Raw genomic sequence first — 16,220 nt, forward strand, 5'->3', positions numbered from 1 at the left:
CAGGGTGCCCGGACCTCAACTTCTCGGGGGGCGCCCTGTCCCCTCGCGGCGCGGCTCAGAGGCCGAAGAGCTCCTGGAGGAACACGCCGCCCTTGCCGGCCCCCGCGTGCGTGAAGAACAGGCGCCCCGCGTCGAAGCTGCCCCTCTCCGCGACCCACTCGGCCGCGTGCGCGCGCAGCCGGGCAACGGGGTGCGGGGGGAACGCGAACGGCGAGCGCGAGCGGTAGACGAACGTGGCGTCGTAGTCGACGGGATAGCTCGTGACCGTCAGGTAAAACCACCCCTTCCGCGCGAACACGAACGGGGACTCGGTATGACCGCTGTTGTTCATCGCGGTCTCCGGCCCGAGCGTGAGCGCCATGGCCGGCGGGCTCCAGTGGACGAGATCCAGCGACGTGCGGTAAGCGACGCCGCTCCGGCGCGATTCCCGCGACGCGCAGCGCGTATAATAAACCACCCACAGATCGCCGAGCCGGACGAGCATCGGATCGCGGGCGACGCAGATGTCCTCGAAGAGCGTACCTCCGTGGCGGGTCCAGGCGATCCCGTCGCGCGAGCGCGCGATCCGGAAGCCGGATCGGTCGGGGTCGGGCGTGCCCACGTGAAAGATCATGACCAGGCTGCCGTCGCGGTCCCGGACCACGTGCGGGGCCCAGATCCAGCGTTCGTCGGGGAGGGCACGGGTGGAGAAGCGCTCGGGCGCCAGCGCGAAGCTCGGCGAGGCGGCTTCGACCCAGCGCGCCGGCCCGGGCCCGGCCGCCGTCGCCAGGACGAACTCGATCTCGGTGTCTGGCCGATAGGGCTCGCGGTTGAAGATGCCCGTGAGGAGCCAGCGGCCGTCGGAGAGCTGGACGATCGCGTGATCGTTCACGTAGGACGGTGCCTCGCGGCGGGCATTGGCGTCAAAGATCTTCCTCGCGGGGCCCTGCGTCAGGTGCGGCGCGGGGGGCCCGGAGAAGAACCGCAGCGTGTAGCCGCGCTCGCTCCACGGCGCGGGGGAGCTCCGCGCGTCGATCTCGAGGACCGGGCGCCGGTCTGCGCCGCACTGGCCGGGGAGCAGCTCGACCCAGAGCGCGTCCTCCGCGAGCGGCCGGACCGGGTTCGCCTGCATCTCGTGGATCACGCCGACCTCCCGCCCGTCGAGCCGCACGCGCGCCGTCTGGGGGGCTTTCGCCGCGGAGTACGCGCGGAGGAGCAAGAGCCCGCGCGCGTCCGGCGGGCAGTCGACCTCGATCCGGGTGATCCCGCGGCCCTCGCGCGACCGGGAGACCCGCCGGAGCTCCGAGCGCTCGGCGTCGAAGGCCGCGCGCGCGCGGCGCCGCATCCCTTCGAGGCGGACCTCCTGCTCGCCGATCTCCCGAGGATCCGAGAAGGCGTAGGCGAGGCCCAGCGAGCGCGCCCGCAGCGGCGTATAGGCGCCGGTCGGGCCGGCCTCGATGCCGAAGCGCAGGCCGGAGCGGCTCACGATCGGGTCGGCCACGTGCAGGCGGTACAAGGAATGGTCGAACAGGGCGTTCCGCCAGCGATTCTCGGGATGGATGACGATGAAGCGGAGCAGGCCGCTGAACGGGTTATGGTGCGCGCCCAGGAAATAGAAGCCGCCGTTGAAGTAATCCTCGGTGCCGGTCCCGATCTGCAGGGGGTATGACATCCTGTCGGTCCGGATCATCTCGTCGCCCTCGAGATAGGTCCGGTCGTTGGGGCGGCCGCCGCTGAGGTGCTCCAGGACGGCGACGAGCTGGAGCGGCCCGTCGCCCTCGAAGAGGGGCATCGTCGTCTCGCGTCCGGGGGCCACCTGATCGCGGTATTGCGCGAGGAGCCGCACGCCGGGGCGGGCGGGCGCGAGATCGACGGCCGCCTCGAGGCCCGCGATGGACGACCCGGGCGCGGCCCCGAGCGACAGCACCTCTCCCTCGGCGAGCGGAATGGGCAGGCGCGTCGCGAGCCTGCCGAACCCCGCGGCGTCGGGCGCCCGCGCGGCGTGCAGCGCGCTCCGGAACGTGGTCCATCCGCCGTCGGCCTCGGCGCCCGTGCTGGCCAGGCCGAAGAAGAACGACGCGGGCACCGGCGGCTGCTCACCGATCCTCACGTCCAGGTCTTTCAGGCTTCCCGCAGGGATCCGGAGATCGAGGCCCGATACCGTCGCTGGGCCGATCGCCAGGACGAGCGGTGCGCCGGGGCTCGGGGCCTGCCGGTGCGTCGGGGCGGGCAGGGCGGCGGTCCAGTCCTCGGTCATGAACCCCGCGAGCTCCTCGGGCGTCGGCCCCGACGCGGCGCCGGGGCCCTCGCGGTAGGTGACCTGGTAATAGATGGGGACGCCCCGGAAGCGGACCTTGGCCTCGCTGGACCAGGCGAAGGGGACGTAGCTGGTGAACGCGCCCGAGCTCGCGTCGACGCCGAGCACGAGGGGCGGCTTCCAGGGGCCGCGGCCCTCGAAGAAGTCGTGGGGTGAGCCGCGGAAGGCCGTGCGCCCGTCGATCTCGATCCAGATCTCCTGGCCCGGCTTGTCGAGCTCCGCGCGCGGGGCGGTCATCCATATCCGCGTGATTCTCCCCTCGCCGCGGGCATGGAACAGGACCCGGTGATCCCCCTCCTGCGCGACGCCAGCGCGATATCCATCGTTGTTGCCACCCGCGGGGTCGTGGGTGGTCACGCTCCGGGATATCCACCCCGGGTGAAAGGAGAGCAGATTCTCCAGCACCGGAGCGATGGACGCGACGCCCGGCGCGACGGCGAGGGCCCCGCCGAGGAGATGGTGGCCCGCGCGCGAGACGAGGGTGTCCAGCCGTGCGCCCGCGGCGCGCGCGATGTGCTGCCCGAGGTTCATGAGCACAACCTAAGGGGGAGACCGGCGCCGGGGGAGCGGGCTCGGCACCTCGCTTGCATTAACGCGAGGCGAAACCAGGCGCGACGCTCCCGGCGCGCATTCAAGGAGTGATTCATGCGCACCCGTGGCGGCCCTCGCCTCCTCGAAGGAACATGCCGCATCGCGCCTTCTGCGCGCTGGCGCGGCCTGCTGCTCGCGCTTCTTTCCATCCCGTCGCTCGCGGGCGCGGGCGGCGCGCCGGCAGGCCCCGTGGAGCGACGCGACCTTCCGGGAATCTCCTCCAGGGCGCGCGGGCAGCTCGATCGCGCCGCCTACGCCGAGCGGCTCCGCGCGATGTGGCTCGGCGAGTGCATCGCCAACTGGACGGGGCTGACGACGGAGGGCGTCCGCATCGAGCGCCCCTTCTTCACCGACGCAGACTGGGGGACACCCCAGGGCCGCAATGGGGCGCGGATCGACTTCGTGCTCCTCGACCCGTGCCCGGCCGATGACGACACCGATATCGAGTATGTCTATTTGCACCTCATGACCGAGGCGCGGACGCTCTTCCTGTCTCCCGAGGCGATCCGGGACGGGTGGCGAGCGCACATCAACGATTTCATCTGGGTCTCCAACCGGAGGGCGCGCGACCTCCTGGAGCGAGGCGTGCTGCCCCCCAGGACGAGCCACCCGGCGCTCAACCCGGACGCGCTCCACATCGACGCGCAGCTCACCACGGAGATCTTCGGCGCCCTCGCGCCCGGCATGCCGGAGCTCGCGCTGCGGATCGCCGACCTCCCCATCCGGACCACGGCGCGCGGGCACGCCGCGCACGCCGCGCAGTTCCATGTCCTCCTCTTCTCGCTCGCGGCGACCGTCGATCCGGAGAAACCGCGGCGCGAGGAGATCGTGCGCATCGTCCGCGAGGCCAGGAGCTACCTGCCGGATGCGTCGAAGGCCGCCGATGTCATCGATTTCGTGCTCTCGGCCTATCTATCGGCGGACGATCCCGAGGATTGGGAGAGCGTCCGCGACGCCATCGCGCATCGCTATCAGGAGCAGGCCCGGGCGCACGGCTTCGTCTATCGAGGGTTCACGGAGTCCGCGATCAACCTGGCGACCGGGACGATGGCCCTCCTGTTCGGCGGGGGGAGCTTCCGGCGCACCGTCCAGATCGGCACCCTGTCCGGGTGGGACTCCGACAACGGCACGGCGACGATGGGCGGGCTCGTGGCGCTGATCGGCGGCATGGAGGAGCTGCACCGCGCCTTCCCGGGGGCGCGGCTCGCCGAGCGCTATCGTATCCACCGCACGCGCCCGACCCTGCCGGACCGGCTGCCGGAGGACCGCGAGGCGGAGGACACCTTCACGGCGATTGCGCAGAGGATGGTCGCGCTGGTGGATCTCGCGGCGCAGGCTGACGGCCCGCGGCCGCGCGGGCCCCGCGCGCGCGGCGCACCCGATCGACGGCCACCGCGGCCACGATGATCGCGCCCGTCGCGATCTCCTGCACCCAGCTCGGCAGCCCGAGGTGGACGCCGCCGGTCCGGATGACCGTGATGAGCAGCGCGCCGACCACGCTCCCCGCGACGCTCCCCTCGCCGCCCGAGAGCGGCGCGCCGCCGATGACGACCGCCGCGATGACCTCGAGCTCGAGGCCCACCGAGTCCGTCGGGTCGCCCACCGTCAGCGTCGAGAACTCCATCACGCCCGCGACGCCGGCGAGGAGGCTCGACAGGGTGTACACCGCGATCTTCACGCGCCCGATGTCGATGCCGCAGAGCCGCGCCGCGGCCTCGTTGCTGCCGACCGCGAACACGTGGCGCCCGAAGCGCGTGAAGGTGAGGACGGCGAAGACGAGGAGCGCGAGCGCCGCGGTCATCCACAGCCCGGGCGCGGCGAGGTCGGCCGAGAGCAGCGCGTCGAGGCCGCGCGGGTCGGCGTCGACCTTCTGCTCGGACGCGAGCCCCTTCGCGGCGCCGCGCAGCGCGCTCATCGTGCCCAAGGTCACGACGAAGGGCATCATCCGCGCCCGCCCCACGAGCGTCCCGGCGACGACGCCCGCGAGGCCCGCCGCCGCCGTGGCGGCGAGCGCCGCGGGCAGCGCCGGCGCCCCCGCGCGCAGGAGCGTCGCGAGGACGACCGTGGTGAACGCGACAAGCGAGCCCGTGGAGAGGTCGATCCCGCCGGTCGCGATGACCAGGGTCATGCCGAGGGCGCAGATGCCGACCACCACCGTCTGCCGCGCCATCGTGAGCAGGTTCTGGCTGCGCAGGAAGGTGTCGGGCGCGAGCGCCGCGAAGAGCGCGTAGACGAGCAGCAGGGCGACGAGCGGGCCGAGCCACGGCGGGCGCTTCTTCACGAGGAGGCCTCCAGGAGGAGCGACGCCGCGGTCCACGACGCCGCGGGCCGCGGCGGATCGAGGGTCCCCCGCCGGAGGACCGCGATGCGGTCGCACGTCGTCACGAGCTCGTCGAGCTGGCTCGACACGAGCACGATGGCCTTGCCGGCGCCCGCGAGCTCGCGGAGCAGCGAGAGCACCTGCGCCTTGCTCGCGACGTCGATGCCGCGCGTCGGCTCGTCGACGAGGAGCACGTCCACGTCCTCGCGGAGCAGGCGCGCGAGCTGGACCTTCTGCTGGTTGCCGCCCGAGAGCTCGCCGGCGCGCTGCTCCGGCCCCGCCGCGCGGATCGCGAGCGCCTCGATCCAGCGCGCCGCCTCCGGGAGGAGCGCCCTCGGCGCGGCGACGAGGGGCGCGCGCGGCGAGAGCCAGACGTTCTCGGCGATCGAGCGGCCGAGCATCAGCCCTTCCCCGCCGCGATCCTCGCTGAGGAGGCCGACCCCGCGGGGAGCGCGCAGCGCGACCGTGCCGCTCTGCTTCGGGTCGAGCCCCGCGAGGATGCGGAGGAGCTCGGTCCGGCCCGAGCCGACGAGGCCGGCGATCCCGAGGATCTCTCCGCGGCGCAGGGTCAGCGACGCGCGCCTCGGCCGCTTCACGCCGGAGACGTCCCTGACGTCGAGCACCACCTCGCCGCCGCCCGACGGCGGCCCCTCGGACGCCGCGCGCTCGCGGGCGTCCTCGAGCGCGCGGCCCAGCATCTCGCGGACGATCTGCGCCGGCTCGGTCTCGCGCGGATCGCCTTCCCCGGCGACGCGGCCGTCGCGGAGCACCGTGTAGCGGTCCGCGTGCTCGCGCACGTCCGTGAGGAAGTGCGTCACGAGCAGCACCGCGAGGCCGGCGTCGCGCAGGGCGCGGACGCGGTCGAACAGGCGCGCGGCGTCCGCGTGGCCGAGGCTCGAGGTCGGCTCGTCGAGGACGAGCAGCCGCGCCGCGAGCCGCCCGCCCTCGCGGAGGCCGCCTTGCGCGAGCGCCCGCGCGATCTCGACGAGCTGCTGATCGGCGACGCCGAGCTCCCCGGCCGGCGCGTCGAGCGGCACGCGGTCCGGGCCGTCGGCGACGAGCGCGAGCGCTCCCCGGGCCATGGCGCGGGCGCGCGCGCGGTCGCGGATCCCGGGCAGCGCGCGCGCGGCCGGCTCGATCCCGAGCACCACGTTGTCCGCGACCGAGAGGTGGGGGCAGAGCGTCCGCTCCTGCGGGACGAGGACGACGCCCGCGCGGCGCGCGCCTTCGGCCGAGGCCGGCGCGTACGGCGCCCCCCCGAGCCGCAGCGAGCCCGCGTCGGCGCGCTCCATGCCGAGCAGGATGCGGGTCAGCGTGCTCTTGCCCGCGCCGTTCTCGCCGAGGAGCGCGTGGACGCTCGCGGGCGCGATCCGCAGCGAGACGCCGCGAAGCACCGCATTGGGGCCGAACGCCTTGGCGAGGCCGGTCGCCTCGAGGAGGGGCGTGCGCGCTGCCATCACGAGCCGCTCACTCCCCGAGCCACCGGGCGAGGTCGGGCCTCACGATCTCCTGCACCGCCGGGTCGTCGAGGTCCTGCTTCGTGACGACGCGCGCGCCCGTGTCGATGCGCTTCTCGACCGGCTCGCCGCGGAGGTGCGCCGCCATCGTCTTGACCGCGACGTACCCCATATAGAACGGGTTCTGGACGACGAGCGCCTCGACGTCGCCCTCGCGCAGGGCGCCGAGGAGCTTCTCCGAGGCGTCGAAGCCGATGAATTTCACCTTGTCGGCGGCGCCCGTCTTGCGGAGCGCCTGCAGCATCCCGAAGGTCGTCGATTCGTTCGGCGTGAACACCCCGGCGATCGTCCCCTCCGCGGCCTTGTGCGCGAGGAGCAGGCTCTCGCTCTTGTTGAACGCCGTCTCGGTGGTGGCGCCGCCGTACTGGTTCTCGCTCGCGAGCGTGATGTCGGGCATCGCGCGCACCGCGTCGAGGAACCCCTTCTCGCGGCCCTGCGTACTCGCCGAGCCCTCCTGATAACGGAGCATGAGGACATTGCCCTTCCCGCCGATCGCCTTGGCGAGGTGCTCTCCCGCGAGCTTGCCGGCGCCGTGGTTGTCGGTCGCGACGAAGCTCACGTGCTCGTCGCCGGCGAGGTCGGAGTCGAACACGACCACCGGGATCTTCGCCTGCGCCGCCGCGCGCACCGGCGACCTCAGCGCCGTGCCGTTCAGCGGCGCGAGCACGATGCCGGACACGCCCTGCGCGACGAAGCTCGAGACCACATCGATTTGCCCCTTGAGGTCGTCTTCCCTGAGCGGCCCCTTCCATACGATGTCGACATCGAGCTCGCGCGAGGCCTTCACCGCGCCCGCGTGCACGCTCTTCCAGAACTCGTGCGTCGTCCCCTTCGGCACGACGGCGATGCGGAGTCGCGCGCCGCTCTTCGGCGCCGCGCCTGCGTCCGTCGACGTCGTATCCGGCGAGGTCTTCGAGCATGCAGCGAGAACGGTGATCGCGAAAACGCACGCGAGAATACTGACGTTCATCGGTGCGCGAGGATAGTCGACGGAGCGCGGTCGCGCTCGCGCTGGAGAGCGCGTCGGTGTCATGAAATCGGCCGCAGGCGCTTCGCGCAATGGCGATGCAGGCCGGGGAGAAACAATGGCGATTCGGGGGAATGCGCGTCGTTTACGAGCGGATCCCGAGGGCGTCGAGGAGATGCGCCGTAGCCGGACTGTCTGCGCCGGAAGCGCCCGGGCAAGATCCAGTTGCGCGAGGGCTGGATGAAAGGCGGCCGCCAGGTCGTCGACGCGGGGCAGAACGCGCGCGAGGCCCGGAGATCACCGGCAGGGCCACCGGCCGCCGTCGAGGTCGAGCGGCATCTCCATGCTGTTGAAGTTCCACGCGTTCGTCTGCTCGCAGAAGAGCGACCTGTCCGTCATGTGCCCCGAGAACGGATCGTCGTACTCCACGTGGAACACGGCCTTGCCGTTCGCCACGAAGGTATCGACGAGGATCTCGCACTCCTCGAACTCGAAGCACTGCTCGTTCAGCGTCCAGTCGAAGTACGGCCACAGGTCCTCCGCCTGGTCGATGTCGCCCTTGAGCCCGACGGACATGCCCATCCCGTGCGCGAGCTCCGCGATGAACCGGTTGTAGGCGATCTGGTCCTCGTAGGTGAGCGGGAACCCGGATTCGTTGGCGTACCCGTCGACCTCGTCGGGCTCGATGGCGTCGAAGCCCTTGTCCTTGCAGGTCTGGAACCGGGCCTGCATGATCGGCCCGAGGACGTCGATCTGCCGGATGTCGAGCCAGAACGAGCCCTCCCAGTGGTAGTCCGGTTCGCCTTTGACCGACTCCGGGAAGTCGCCGGCGTCGGACCGATAGTCCTCGAACGCGCCGACGTCGACATAGCAGATCACCTTGGCGCCCCTCGCGTGGAGCGCGGCGACCGTCTCTGCCGGCGTGAACTCCCAGTCGATGTCGTAGACCACGGGAGGCGGCAGCTCGAGCGCCGCGCCGGTGGGATCGACAAGGCCCATGTCCTTGGGGTCGTCGAGGTCCAGGGGATGGTCGATCATCCAGTGCCACGGCGTGTCGAGCGCCGGGATCCACAGGTCGGAGCCCCCGCCGGCGGCCGACGTCGAGGAGGTGGCCGCCGGGGCTGGCGAGCTCGATCCGCCGCGCGCGTCTCCGCCCGCGCCGCCTGCTCCGCCAGGATCCGCGCCGGCGTCGCCGCACGCGACGTGCATCGCCGAAAGGAGGGGAATCAACCAGGGGACCACCGCAGGCCACGATCGATGCATGATGGCGCTCCTCTCATCGCTCCGGAGCTCGATCGCTCCGGGGTGTGCGCCTCGACGCCCACCCGGCATCGTGATGCCGTGCTCCTGGAGCTTCACCCAGGTCGCGCAGCGACGGAACCACAGAACGCGCAGCGCGCCGGGGCGGCCCCTGCGGCTCCCGCCGACCAGCGTGCCTCGCCGCCCGTGCCGCGGGTCCCCCCGCTCCGCCAGGCCGGGCGACCCACCGCCCAGCCCGGGGATCCACCTGCGACGAACCACGGACGCCCACCCGCGCACAAGATGGACGCCTGCAGTGAAGTCGGGCGGTGCGATCCGAGCGCCCCGCCCGCGCTGCGGAGGCTCGCGGACGCCATCGGGCTCGAGGAGTTCCTCTGGCTCTCTTCCAACGTGCGAAGGGGCAACGTGCGAAGGGGCAACGTGCGAAGGGGCAGCGTGCGAAGGGGCAGCGTGCGAAGGGGCAGCGTGCGCAGCGGCTCACGCCTCCTCCGTTCTCCACGGCCGATCGCGCCTCGAAGATCCTCAATTTCCTGAGGGAGCTCTCGGCGCACCTCGCGACCGAGCGCGACGAGATCCTCTCGGAGGTCACGCGGCTGCAAGAGTACGTCTCTCACCTCAAGGCGATCGTGAACAAGCAGCAGAGCTATGCGACCGCGCTCGGCCGGGAGGGCGGGCGCATCGTCGCCTCGATCCGCGGCGACGGCGGCGCGCGGTTCCAGCTCATGGTCGAGGACAACGGCGCCGGGATCGACGAGCAGCTCGCCTCGAGGCTGTTCACGCAGGGCTTCACGACCAAGCCGAGCGGGCACGGCTTCGGCCTCCACACGAGCGCGCTGGCCGCGAAGGAGATGGGCGGCACGCTCACGTGCCAGAGCGCTCCTGGGCGGGGCGCGACGTTCATCCTCGACCTTCCGCTGCGCCCCCGATGACGAGCGTTCTACGCGGCCGCGCTCCCGCGGCGGCCTGCGCCGAGCGTTCTACGCGGCCGCGCTCCCGCGGCGGCCTGCGCCGTTTCCCCCCTCGGTGAGCTTCGCTTCGTGCTTCGCGATCCACTTGCGGAGCCGTTGCGAGAGAGGAGACCGTCCGTTCTCGTAGTTGGCGACCGAGCTGCGCGCGAGGCCGAGCTTTCCGCCGAGCTCGGCCTGCGAGAGCCCGAGCTTCTCGCGGAGCTCCTTCAGCGACGTCGAGCCCGTCGTCGCTTGCTCGCGCGCCGCTTGCTCGCGCGCCGGTGCGCTCGTCGCCGGTGCGCTCGCAGGGCGAGGCCGCGCGACCTCGATCGCACGCACTTCCCGCGGTGCGGGCTCGGCCTTCACCGGCGGCTGCTCGGCACGGGCGCCTTCCGACGCGGCGCGTCGCGCCACGGTCGCTCGGACGCTCGTCGCGCTCCCCGCGAGCTCCCCGCCGCAAAACGGGCAGTGATCGAACACGAGGACCTTGCCCGAGTCAGCGCGGAATTCGATGCCCTGGATCGACGCCGGGAGCCCTTTCGCGCGGCGCTCCTCGCTCGACCACCCGTAAACGACCGTGAGCCCGGGCCCCTCGAGGTTGACCGGAAGATCGGCTTGACTCATCCGAAGGCAGACCGTCCTGCCATCGCGTGTGCACTGTCGTCCGATGATGGGCATTGTCTTCTCCTCGCTTCGAAGGGGGGGCGAGCGCGGGCCTACCCGGTCGAACTTTGCGCAGTACTGTTCACCTGTCAAGTTAGATATGCACCGAGTGCGTCGGGCGAAGCCTGGGCGAGGGATTTCGGCACAGCGGTCGGGTCTTGGCGCGGGTCTCCTCGGGCTGGACCGTGACCGGTGGGGGGGTGTGCCGGCGCAGGCGGGCACTTGGCCCCCCGTCCGCCGCTTGCTCGCCCGACCCGCGCGCGTTCGGGCGGGCCGGCGGACGTCGAGTCGCTTCCGGGCTCCGGGCTCGTGGGCTACCGGGGCGGCATCGGGCCCGGCTGTCGGGGCCGGCGGCCCGTCATGGTGGCGTCTCTCGTCGAGAGCGATGACAAGGACACGGCATGGCATACGAAGTCTCCGACGATGCCATCGCCGAGCAGGCCAAAGGGGGCGCCACGCCGAGCAATCCCGCCAGGGATCTGTCTCGCGGGCGAAGAGAAGATTTTAACGCAAAGGCGCAAAGGGGCAAAGGCGCAAAAAAGAGCACATCATAATTTTGTTTTGCGCCTTTGCGTCTTTGCGCCTTTGCGTTGAACTCTCTCTCCGGATCCCTGGTCGGACTCCTGGTGGGCGGAACCAGCCAGCAGGCGCGACGGGTGCGCGGCGGCGCGTCGGGCCGCCGGTCGGCACAGCAGGAAAACGACGCCGTCCCGCGCGGTTCGAGCGAAGGATGACCGAGGGCGCCGGCATCCACAGGACAGCCGAGCAGCGACGCTGGGCCCAGCTGGACCTCTAAGGTCGAGCCCGCCGGCGGCCATTCTTCTGATCGAGGCGCCCCGCGCCTCGCGCAGGGGGAGGGACGCCGCGGGCGGCATCCTTGCGGGGCGCCGCATCGACTCGGAATCGTAGCGACACGCGGACAGCTGCGGCCTGCGAGCCGCCGTGGGCGCGCACCGTTCCGCGCGGCACGCGCGGCGAAAGGAGCATCATGGTCGTTGTTGGTATGCGAAGCGCAAAAGCCTTCCTCGCGGTGGCGATGGCCGCGAGCGCCATCCTCGGGTGCTCGAGCCCCCCCGCGGCTGCACTGGGACAGGATCCGGATGGGGTCGAGGCGTCCGACATACCGCTGGCCGGCGATGAGCCGGTGTCCGAGGACGACGTGAAGCTCCTCATCGAAGGCGTCGCGGCAGCCTATGCCCCTGAAGCGCAGGCCCACGGGGCGCAGTTCACCGTGCGCGTCACAGGCTCGTTGACGCGCATCGAGTTCGCCGCGGACCGCACCTGGAGCATCCTCGTGGGGTCCGACCTCTTCCGCCCCGGCCTCACGCGCGACCTCGCGACATTCATCGGTTGCCACGAGGTGGGCCACGCGCTCGGCGGCTTCCCGTTCAAGGACGGCCCGCCGCAGCGCATCCAGGTCGAGGGGCTCGAGCAAGGCCAGTTCGGCACGGTGAGCTCCTCCGAGGGCCAGTCCGACTACTTCGCATCGAAGGACTGCCTGCCCCGGATGTGGGGCGATGACATCGACGAGAACAGCGCGTACCGGACGCGGGTGTCGCCGGCGACAAAGTCCCGCTGCGACGGCGTATGGGCGGGCGGCGCGGAGCGCGATCTCTGCTACCGCATCGCGGCGGTCGCCAACGACTTCGGGGTCTGGCTCGGCCGGGCGCAGGTGTCGACCGACACGCCCTCGACGACGGTCGTGACGGGCACCAACGTCAACAACATGGGGGGTCAATGCCGCGTGGACACCATCTTCGCCGGCGCCCTGTGCCAGGTGCGAAACCCCGGCACCGACATCCCCGGCCTCGTCCCGCCGTACGCGCGCCTGGTCGAGATCGATCCCACGGTCGAGGCGGACGCCGCGTACGCCGCCTGCGCGGAAGGACCCGGCGCCCGCCCGCTCTGCTGGTTCCGGCCGAACTCCACGCCGTACGACTGCTCGTCCCTGCCCGAGCTCGGCGACTGCGCCGTCACCGAGGAAGGCGTGTCCGCCACGCGGTTCTGTTCGCCGCGGACGGGGATCGAGATCTTTCCGTGCTTTGAAGGCACGAGCTGCGCGCTGGACGAGGAGGGCTTCCCGATCTGCGAGCTGCAGACGAACTGAGGCAGCACGCCGAGCGACGCCGCTCCCGGGTGAGAGATACCCGCCCTCCTTGTGCGGGTCTCGGGGCGGTGTGCAGCCATTAACGCTGGACGGGCGCATCGCGCTCCGCGTCTCCTGTAAAGTTTCGGTGTTGCAATCGCGCAGTTTCAGCGTGGCCCTGGCCGGTCTTGACGCCGAATTGGGGTGAGTCCAGCGTCGCGACATGCGAATGCCGTGGTGGATGGGGGTGCTTGCCTCGGTTGCGCTCGCGCCGGCTTGTGGGGGCCGGATCGATCGTCATATCGAGGAACCGCCGGCGGACGGAGGCGAGGTCGGATCGACGACAGGCGCCGACGGTGCCGGGGGCGCTGGCGCTGCCGGGGGCGCTGGCGCTGCCGGGGGCGCTGGCGCTGCCGGGGGCGCCGGCGGCCCAGCGAGCGCCGTGGAAGCCTCCAGCTCAGGCGGCCAAACCTCGTCGACAGGCATGCCGAGCGAGCCGGACGCGGGCGCCGGCGGCGCCGAGCCGGGGTGCGATCCGAGCGTGTACAGCGGCTCATTGAGCGTCACCCACCAGGACGGTCTCGAGGACCTGCGCGGCGTCACCGTGCTCGATGGCACGCTCACTATCGGCGGCGACGTCTCCGACCTGTCCCCTCTCGCGTGTCTGAAGACGATCAAGGGTAAGCTCCAGATCATCGACGCCACGCGGCTCTCCAGCCTGGATGGTCTCGGCTCCCTCTCCTACGTCGGCTTGCAGCTGCAGGTGATGCGGAACCCCTCCCTGCTCAGCCTCGGCGGGCTTCGGAGCCTGCGAGAGGCCGTGGCGGTCCTCATCAGCGAGAACCCGCTCCTCGAGAGCATCGTCGGCGTCGGGGTGAAAGCGGCCGAGTGGCGCATTGTCGACAACGATGCCCTCGAGTCCTTGTCAGGCCTCGAAGACGTCGAGGAAGGCGTGTTCTGGATCGAGGGCAACGACCGGCTCGCGACGCTGGACGGGCTGCGCAGCCTGCGCCGGGGGTGGCTCAACCTTGTCGACAACGACGCGCTGACCAGCCTCGAGGGCCTCGGGGCCGTCGACGGCCTCGAGGAGCTCTTCATCTCCGAGAACGACGGGCTCGTCAGCTTGCAAGGCCTCGAGCGGCTCACGGCCGTCAAGAAGCTCACGTTGCGGGAAAACCGGCAGCTGAGCTCGCTGCGCGGCCTCGACGGCCTCGTCTCCGCAGGCGTCATCGGCATCTCGTCGAACGAGCGGCTCGTGGACCTGACCGGGCTCGCGGCGCTCGAGACCGCCGACGCTCTCGTCGTCAGCGGCAATTCAGCGATGAGCAGCCTGGACGGCGCGCCCTCGCTCCGCGGTGTCCTGCGAGCCACCGTCGACTCGAATCCCGAGCTGGTGAGCGCCAACGCCTTCGCGCATCTTCGCTCGGACCTGGACCGCGCGCCGTCGCTTTCCTTCGCGAACAACCCCAAGCTCACCACCATCGATCTCGGCGACGTGACGCGGCTGGGCGAGGTGTCCGTCACCCGCTGCGGCTCCCTCTCGGACCTGTCCGCGTTCGCCGGCATCACGGAGATGTCGACCCTCATCCTGGGAGAGAACTCCGGGCTCGTGAGCCTCACGGGGCTCGAGCTGGTCTCGGAGCTCGATGGGCTGCAGATCATCGACAATCCTCGGCTCACGAGCCTCGTGGGCCTGGATGGCCTCGTTTCCACGCGCCGCATCGCCATCTACTCGAACGAGCGGCTCGTGGACCTGACCGGGCTCGGAGCGCTCGAGACCACCGACGTCCTCATCGTCAGCGGCAATTCAGCGATGAGCAGCCTGGACGGCGTGCCATCGCTCCGCGATGTCGTCCAGGAAGCCGTCGTCGAAGCGAACCCCGAGCTGGTGAGCGCCAACGCTTTCGCGCGCCTTCGCTCGGATCTGGACCACGCGCCGTCGCTTTACTTCTCGAAGAACCCCAGGCTCGCCACCATCGAGCTCGGCGACGGAGCACGGCTGGGGCAGCTGTCCGTCACCGGCTGTGGCGCCCTCTCGGACCTGTCCGGGTTCGCCGGCGTCACCGAGATGTCAGCCCTCGCCGTGAGCCATAACTCCGGGCTCGTGAGCCTCACGGGGCTCGCGCAGGTCTCGGAGCTCGATCGGCTGGAGATCTACGACAATCCGCGGCTCACGAGCCTCGCGGGCCTGAGCGGCGTCCGCAACGTGCGAAACGGGCTCGATATCTCCAACAACACCGCGCTCACGAGCCTCGACGGGCTCGGCGCGCTCGGCGCGGGCGACGGCGCGATCAGCCATGTGACGCTCGCCGACAACCCGGCGCTCGTCGACATCGACGCTCTGCGCGGCCTGGCTCGCGTGGGCCAGTTGAGCATCCGAGACAATGACGCATTGGTCGGGCTGACCGGGCTCGAGGACCTGACCACGATCGATCACCTCGACGTCGAGGGGAACCGGTCGCTCGCGACGCTTCGCGATCTGGGAGCTCGATCGATCAATATCACGATGGAAATCCGGGACAACGAGAGCTTGCCGAGCTGCGAGGTCGAGGCGCTCGTGGAGCGCCTCGACTGGCCGCCTCTCATGGTGCTCCAGGAGAACAACGGCGCCGGCGCCTGCCCGCCCTGAGCCGGGGAAGCGCCTGACGCGCCAGCCCACCCGTGATAGCCATGCCGGCATGACCGTCCGTTGCGCCGAGCGCTTCGCCATCCGGGGCCGCCAGGGGCGCGGGCTCTTCCCCCCGGGAGCGTGGGTGTTTCCGGCAGATCTCGAGGTCGTGGAGGAGCTCCACGCCGCGCTGCAGGCGACCTTCCGCGAGCGGCACGTGGTCACGCCGGCCGAGCTCGAAGGCCAGGTGCCCCGCGCGTTTGCCTTCGACGACCTGCTCGGGTTCCTCGCGCGGCGGCGGCCGGCGTTCGACCGCGCGCTCGCCGGCATGCGCTCGCCCATCGAGGCGTCGCGGATCGCGACGCTCGCCGCGGTGCTCGGGCTCTCGCGCGACCAGGTGACGGCGGCGCTGCGCGCCCGCGCGACAGGCGCCGACCTCGTCGAGGGGTCGACCGTCGTCGACAACTCCCTGTCGCTCGCAGCGCAGCGCGTCGAGGTGCTGCGCGAGCTCGGTGCCGACGATGCCATCATCGATCTCGAGCTCGAGCTGGCGCGCCTCGTCGCGCAGCCCTCGTGGACGCCGCAGGTCGATTGGAGCGAGCTCGTGCCCGACGCCGTCGAGGTGGCCTCCTATGTCGATCCTGCGTCCGGGGCCGCCGAGGTCGACGTCGACATCGCGCACCTGGTGCTGCTCGCGGCCCAGTGCTGCGTCGACCCGACAGCCCATGCGGTGGGCGGCGACCACGACGGGCTCGTGTGGACGTCGCTTGCCGAGCTCGACGGCGATGCGCCGGCGCCGGAGCGCGCTCCTGGCTCGATTCTGGTGCGACCCTCGGTCGTCGGCGAGGAGGTCGAGCGCCTCGAGTTCGCGGCCGTCCCCGCGGCGCTGCGGGCGATCGCGCCGGCGGGCGCCCTGCTCGCCGTCACGCTGGTGGACGACGAGGCGTAGCGTCACAGCCTGCCTG

10 protein-coding genes and 1 pseudogene are annotated in these 16,220 nt (G+C 71.4%); 5 read left to right on the plus strand and 6 right to left on the minus strand.

The features are described 5' to 3' along the window. Nucleotides 1–55 precede the first annotated feature (55 nt). Nucleotides 56–2,827 carry a DUF2961 domain-containing protein gene (locus WME98_RS21405; RefSeq protein WP_437952963.1) on the minus strand — a complete coding sequence of 924 codons (2,772 nt, stop codon included), beginning with the start codon at nucleotides 2,825–2,827 and terminating at the stop codon, nucleotides 56–58. 114 nt (nucleotides 2,828–2,941) lie between these two features. On the opposite strand from WME98_RS21405, the gene WME98_RS21410 reads away from it, so the two are divergent. Further along, the gene (locus WME98_RS21410) at nucleotides 2,942–4,294 is read left to right on the plus strand and encodes an ADP-ribosylglycohydrolase family protein (protein ID WP_061622309.1); all 1,353 of its coding nucleotides are present in this window, start codon (nucleotides 2,942–2,944) and stop codon (nucleotides 4,292–4,294) included. A gap of 46 nt (nucleotides 4,295–4,340) precedes the next feature. On the opposite strand, the pseudogene WME98_RS21415 reads toward WME98_RS21410, so the two are convergent. From WME98_RS21415 to WME98_RS21430, 4 genes and pseudogenes are all read right to left on the minus strand, one after another. Next, nucleotides 4,341–5,057: pseudogene (locus WME98_RS21415) on the minus strand (ABC transporter permease); the annotation flags it as partial. Nucleotides 5,058–5,164: 107 nt separating this feature from the next. Further along, nucleotides 5,165–6,664 carry a sugar ABC transporter ATP-binding protein gene (locus WME98_RS21420; protein WP_437952964.1) on the minus strand — a complete coding sequence of 500 codons (1,500 nt, stop codon included), beginning with the start codon at nucleotides 6,662–6,664 and terminating at the stop codon, nucleotides 5,165–5,167. A 10-nt stretch (nucleotides 6,665–6,674) separates the two neighbouring features. Then, nucleotides 6,675–7,694 (minus strand): ABC transporter substrate-binding protein, encoded by a 1,020-nt coding sequence (locus WME98_RS21425; RefSeq protein ID WP_437952965.1) that lies wholly within the window; start codon nucleotides 7,692–7,694, stop codon nucleotides 6,675–6,677. Between the two features lie 294 nt (nucleotides 7,695–7,988). Continuing rightward, a complete protein-coding gene (locus WME98_RS21430) occupies nucleotides 7,989–8,954 on the minus strand; it encodes an endo alpha-1,4 polygalactosaminidase (protein WP_437952966.1) in 966 nt (321 codons plus the stop codon). A 623-nt stretch (nucleotides 8,955–9,577) separates the two neighbouring features. On the opposite strand from WME98_RS21430, the gene WME98_RS21435 reads away from it, so the two are divergent. Then, entirely contained in the window at nucleotides 9,578–9,880 is a 303-nt protein-coding gene (locus WME98_RS21435; RefSeq protein ID WP_437952967.1) for a sensor histidine kinase, read from the plus strand. A gap of 48 nt (nucleotides 9,881–9,928) precedes the next feature. On the opposite strand, the gene WME98_RS21440 is transcribed toward WME98_RS21435, so the two are convergent. Further along, on the minus strand, nucleotides 9,929–10,522 hold the full coding sequence (locus WME98_RS21440; RefSeq protein WP_437952968.1) for a helix-turn-helix domain-containing protein: 594 nt from the start codon (nucleotides 10,520–10,522) through the stop codon (nucleotides 9,929–9,931). A gap of 1,042 nt (nucleotides 10,523–11,564) precedes the next feature. Here WME98_RS21440 and WME98_RS21445 point away from each other — a divergent pair. From WME98_RS21445 to WME98_RS21455, 3 genes are all read left to right on the plus strand, one after another. Next, nucleotides 11,565–12,668, plus strand: a complete 1,104-nt coding sequence (locus tag WME98_RS21445) for a hypothetical protein (RefSeq protein ID WP_437952969.1) — start codon at nucleotides 11,565–11,567, stop codon at nucleotides 12,666–12,668. A 463-nt stretch (nucleotides 12,669–13,131) separates the two neighbouring features. Continuing rightward, complete coding sequence (locus WME98_RS21450; RefSeq protein ID WP_437952970.1) at nucleotides 13,132–15,276, plus strand: leucine-rich repeat domain-containing protein; 2,145 nt, start codon at nucleotides 13,132–13,134, stop codon at nucleotides 15,274–15,276. A 49-nt stretch (nucleotides 15,277–15,325) separates the two neighbouring features. After that, nucleotides 15,326–16,204 carry a hypothetical protein gene (locus WME98_RS21455; RefSeq protein WP_437952971.1) on the plus strand — a complete coding sequence of 293 codons (879 nt, stop codon included), beginning with the start codon at nucleotides 15,326–15,328 and terminating at the stop codon, nucleotides 16,202–16,204. Nucleotides 16,205–16,220 lie beyond the last annotated feature (16 nt).

Source organism: Sorangium sp. So ce296, from assembly GCF_051529605.1.
In the GTDB taxonomy this organism is placed as follows: Bacteria; Myxococcota_A; Polyangia; order Polyangiales; family Polyangiaceae; genus Sorangium; species Sorangium cellulosum_D.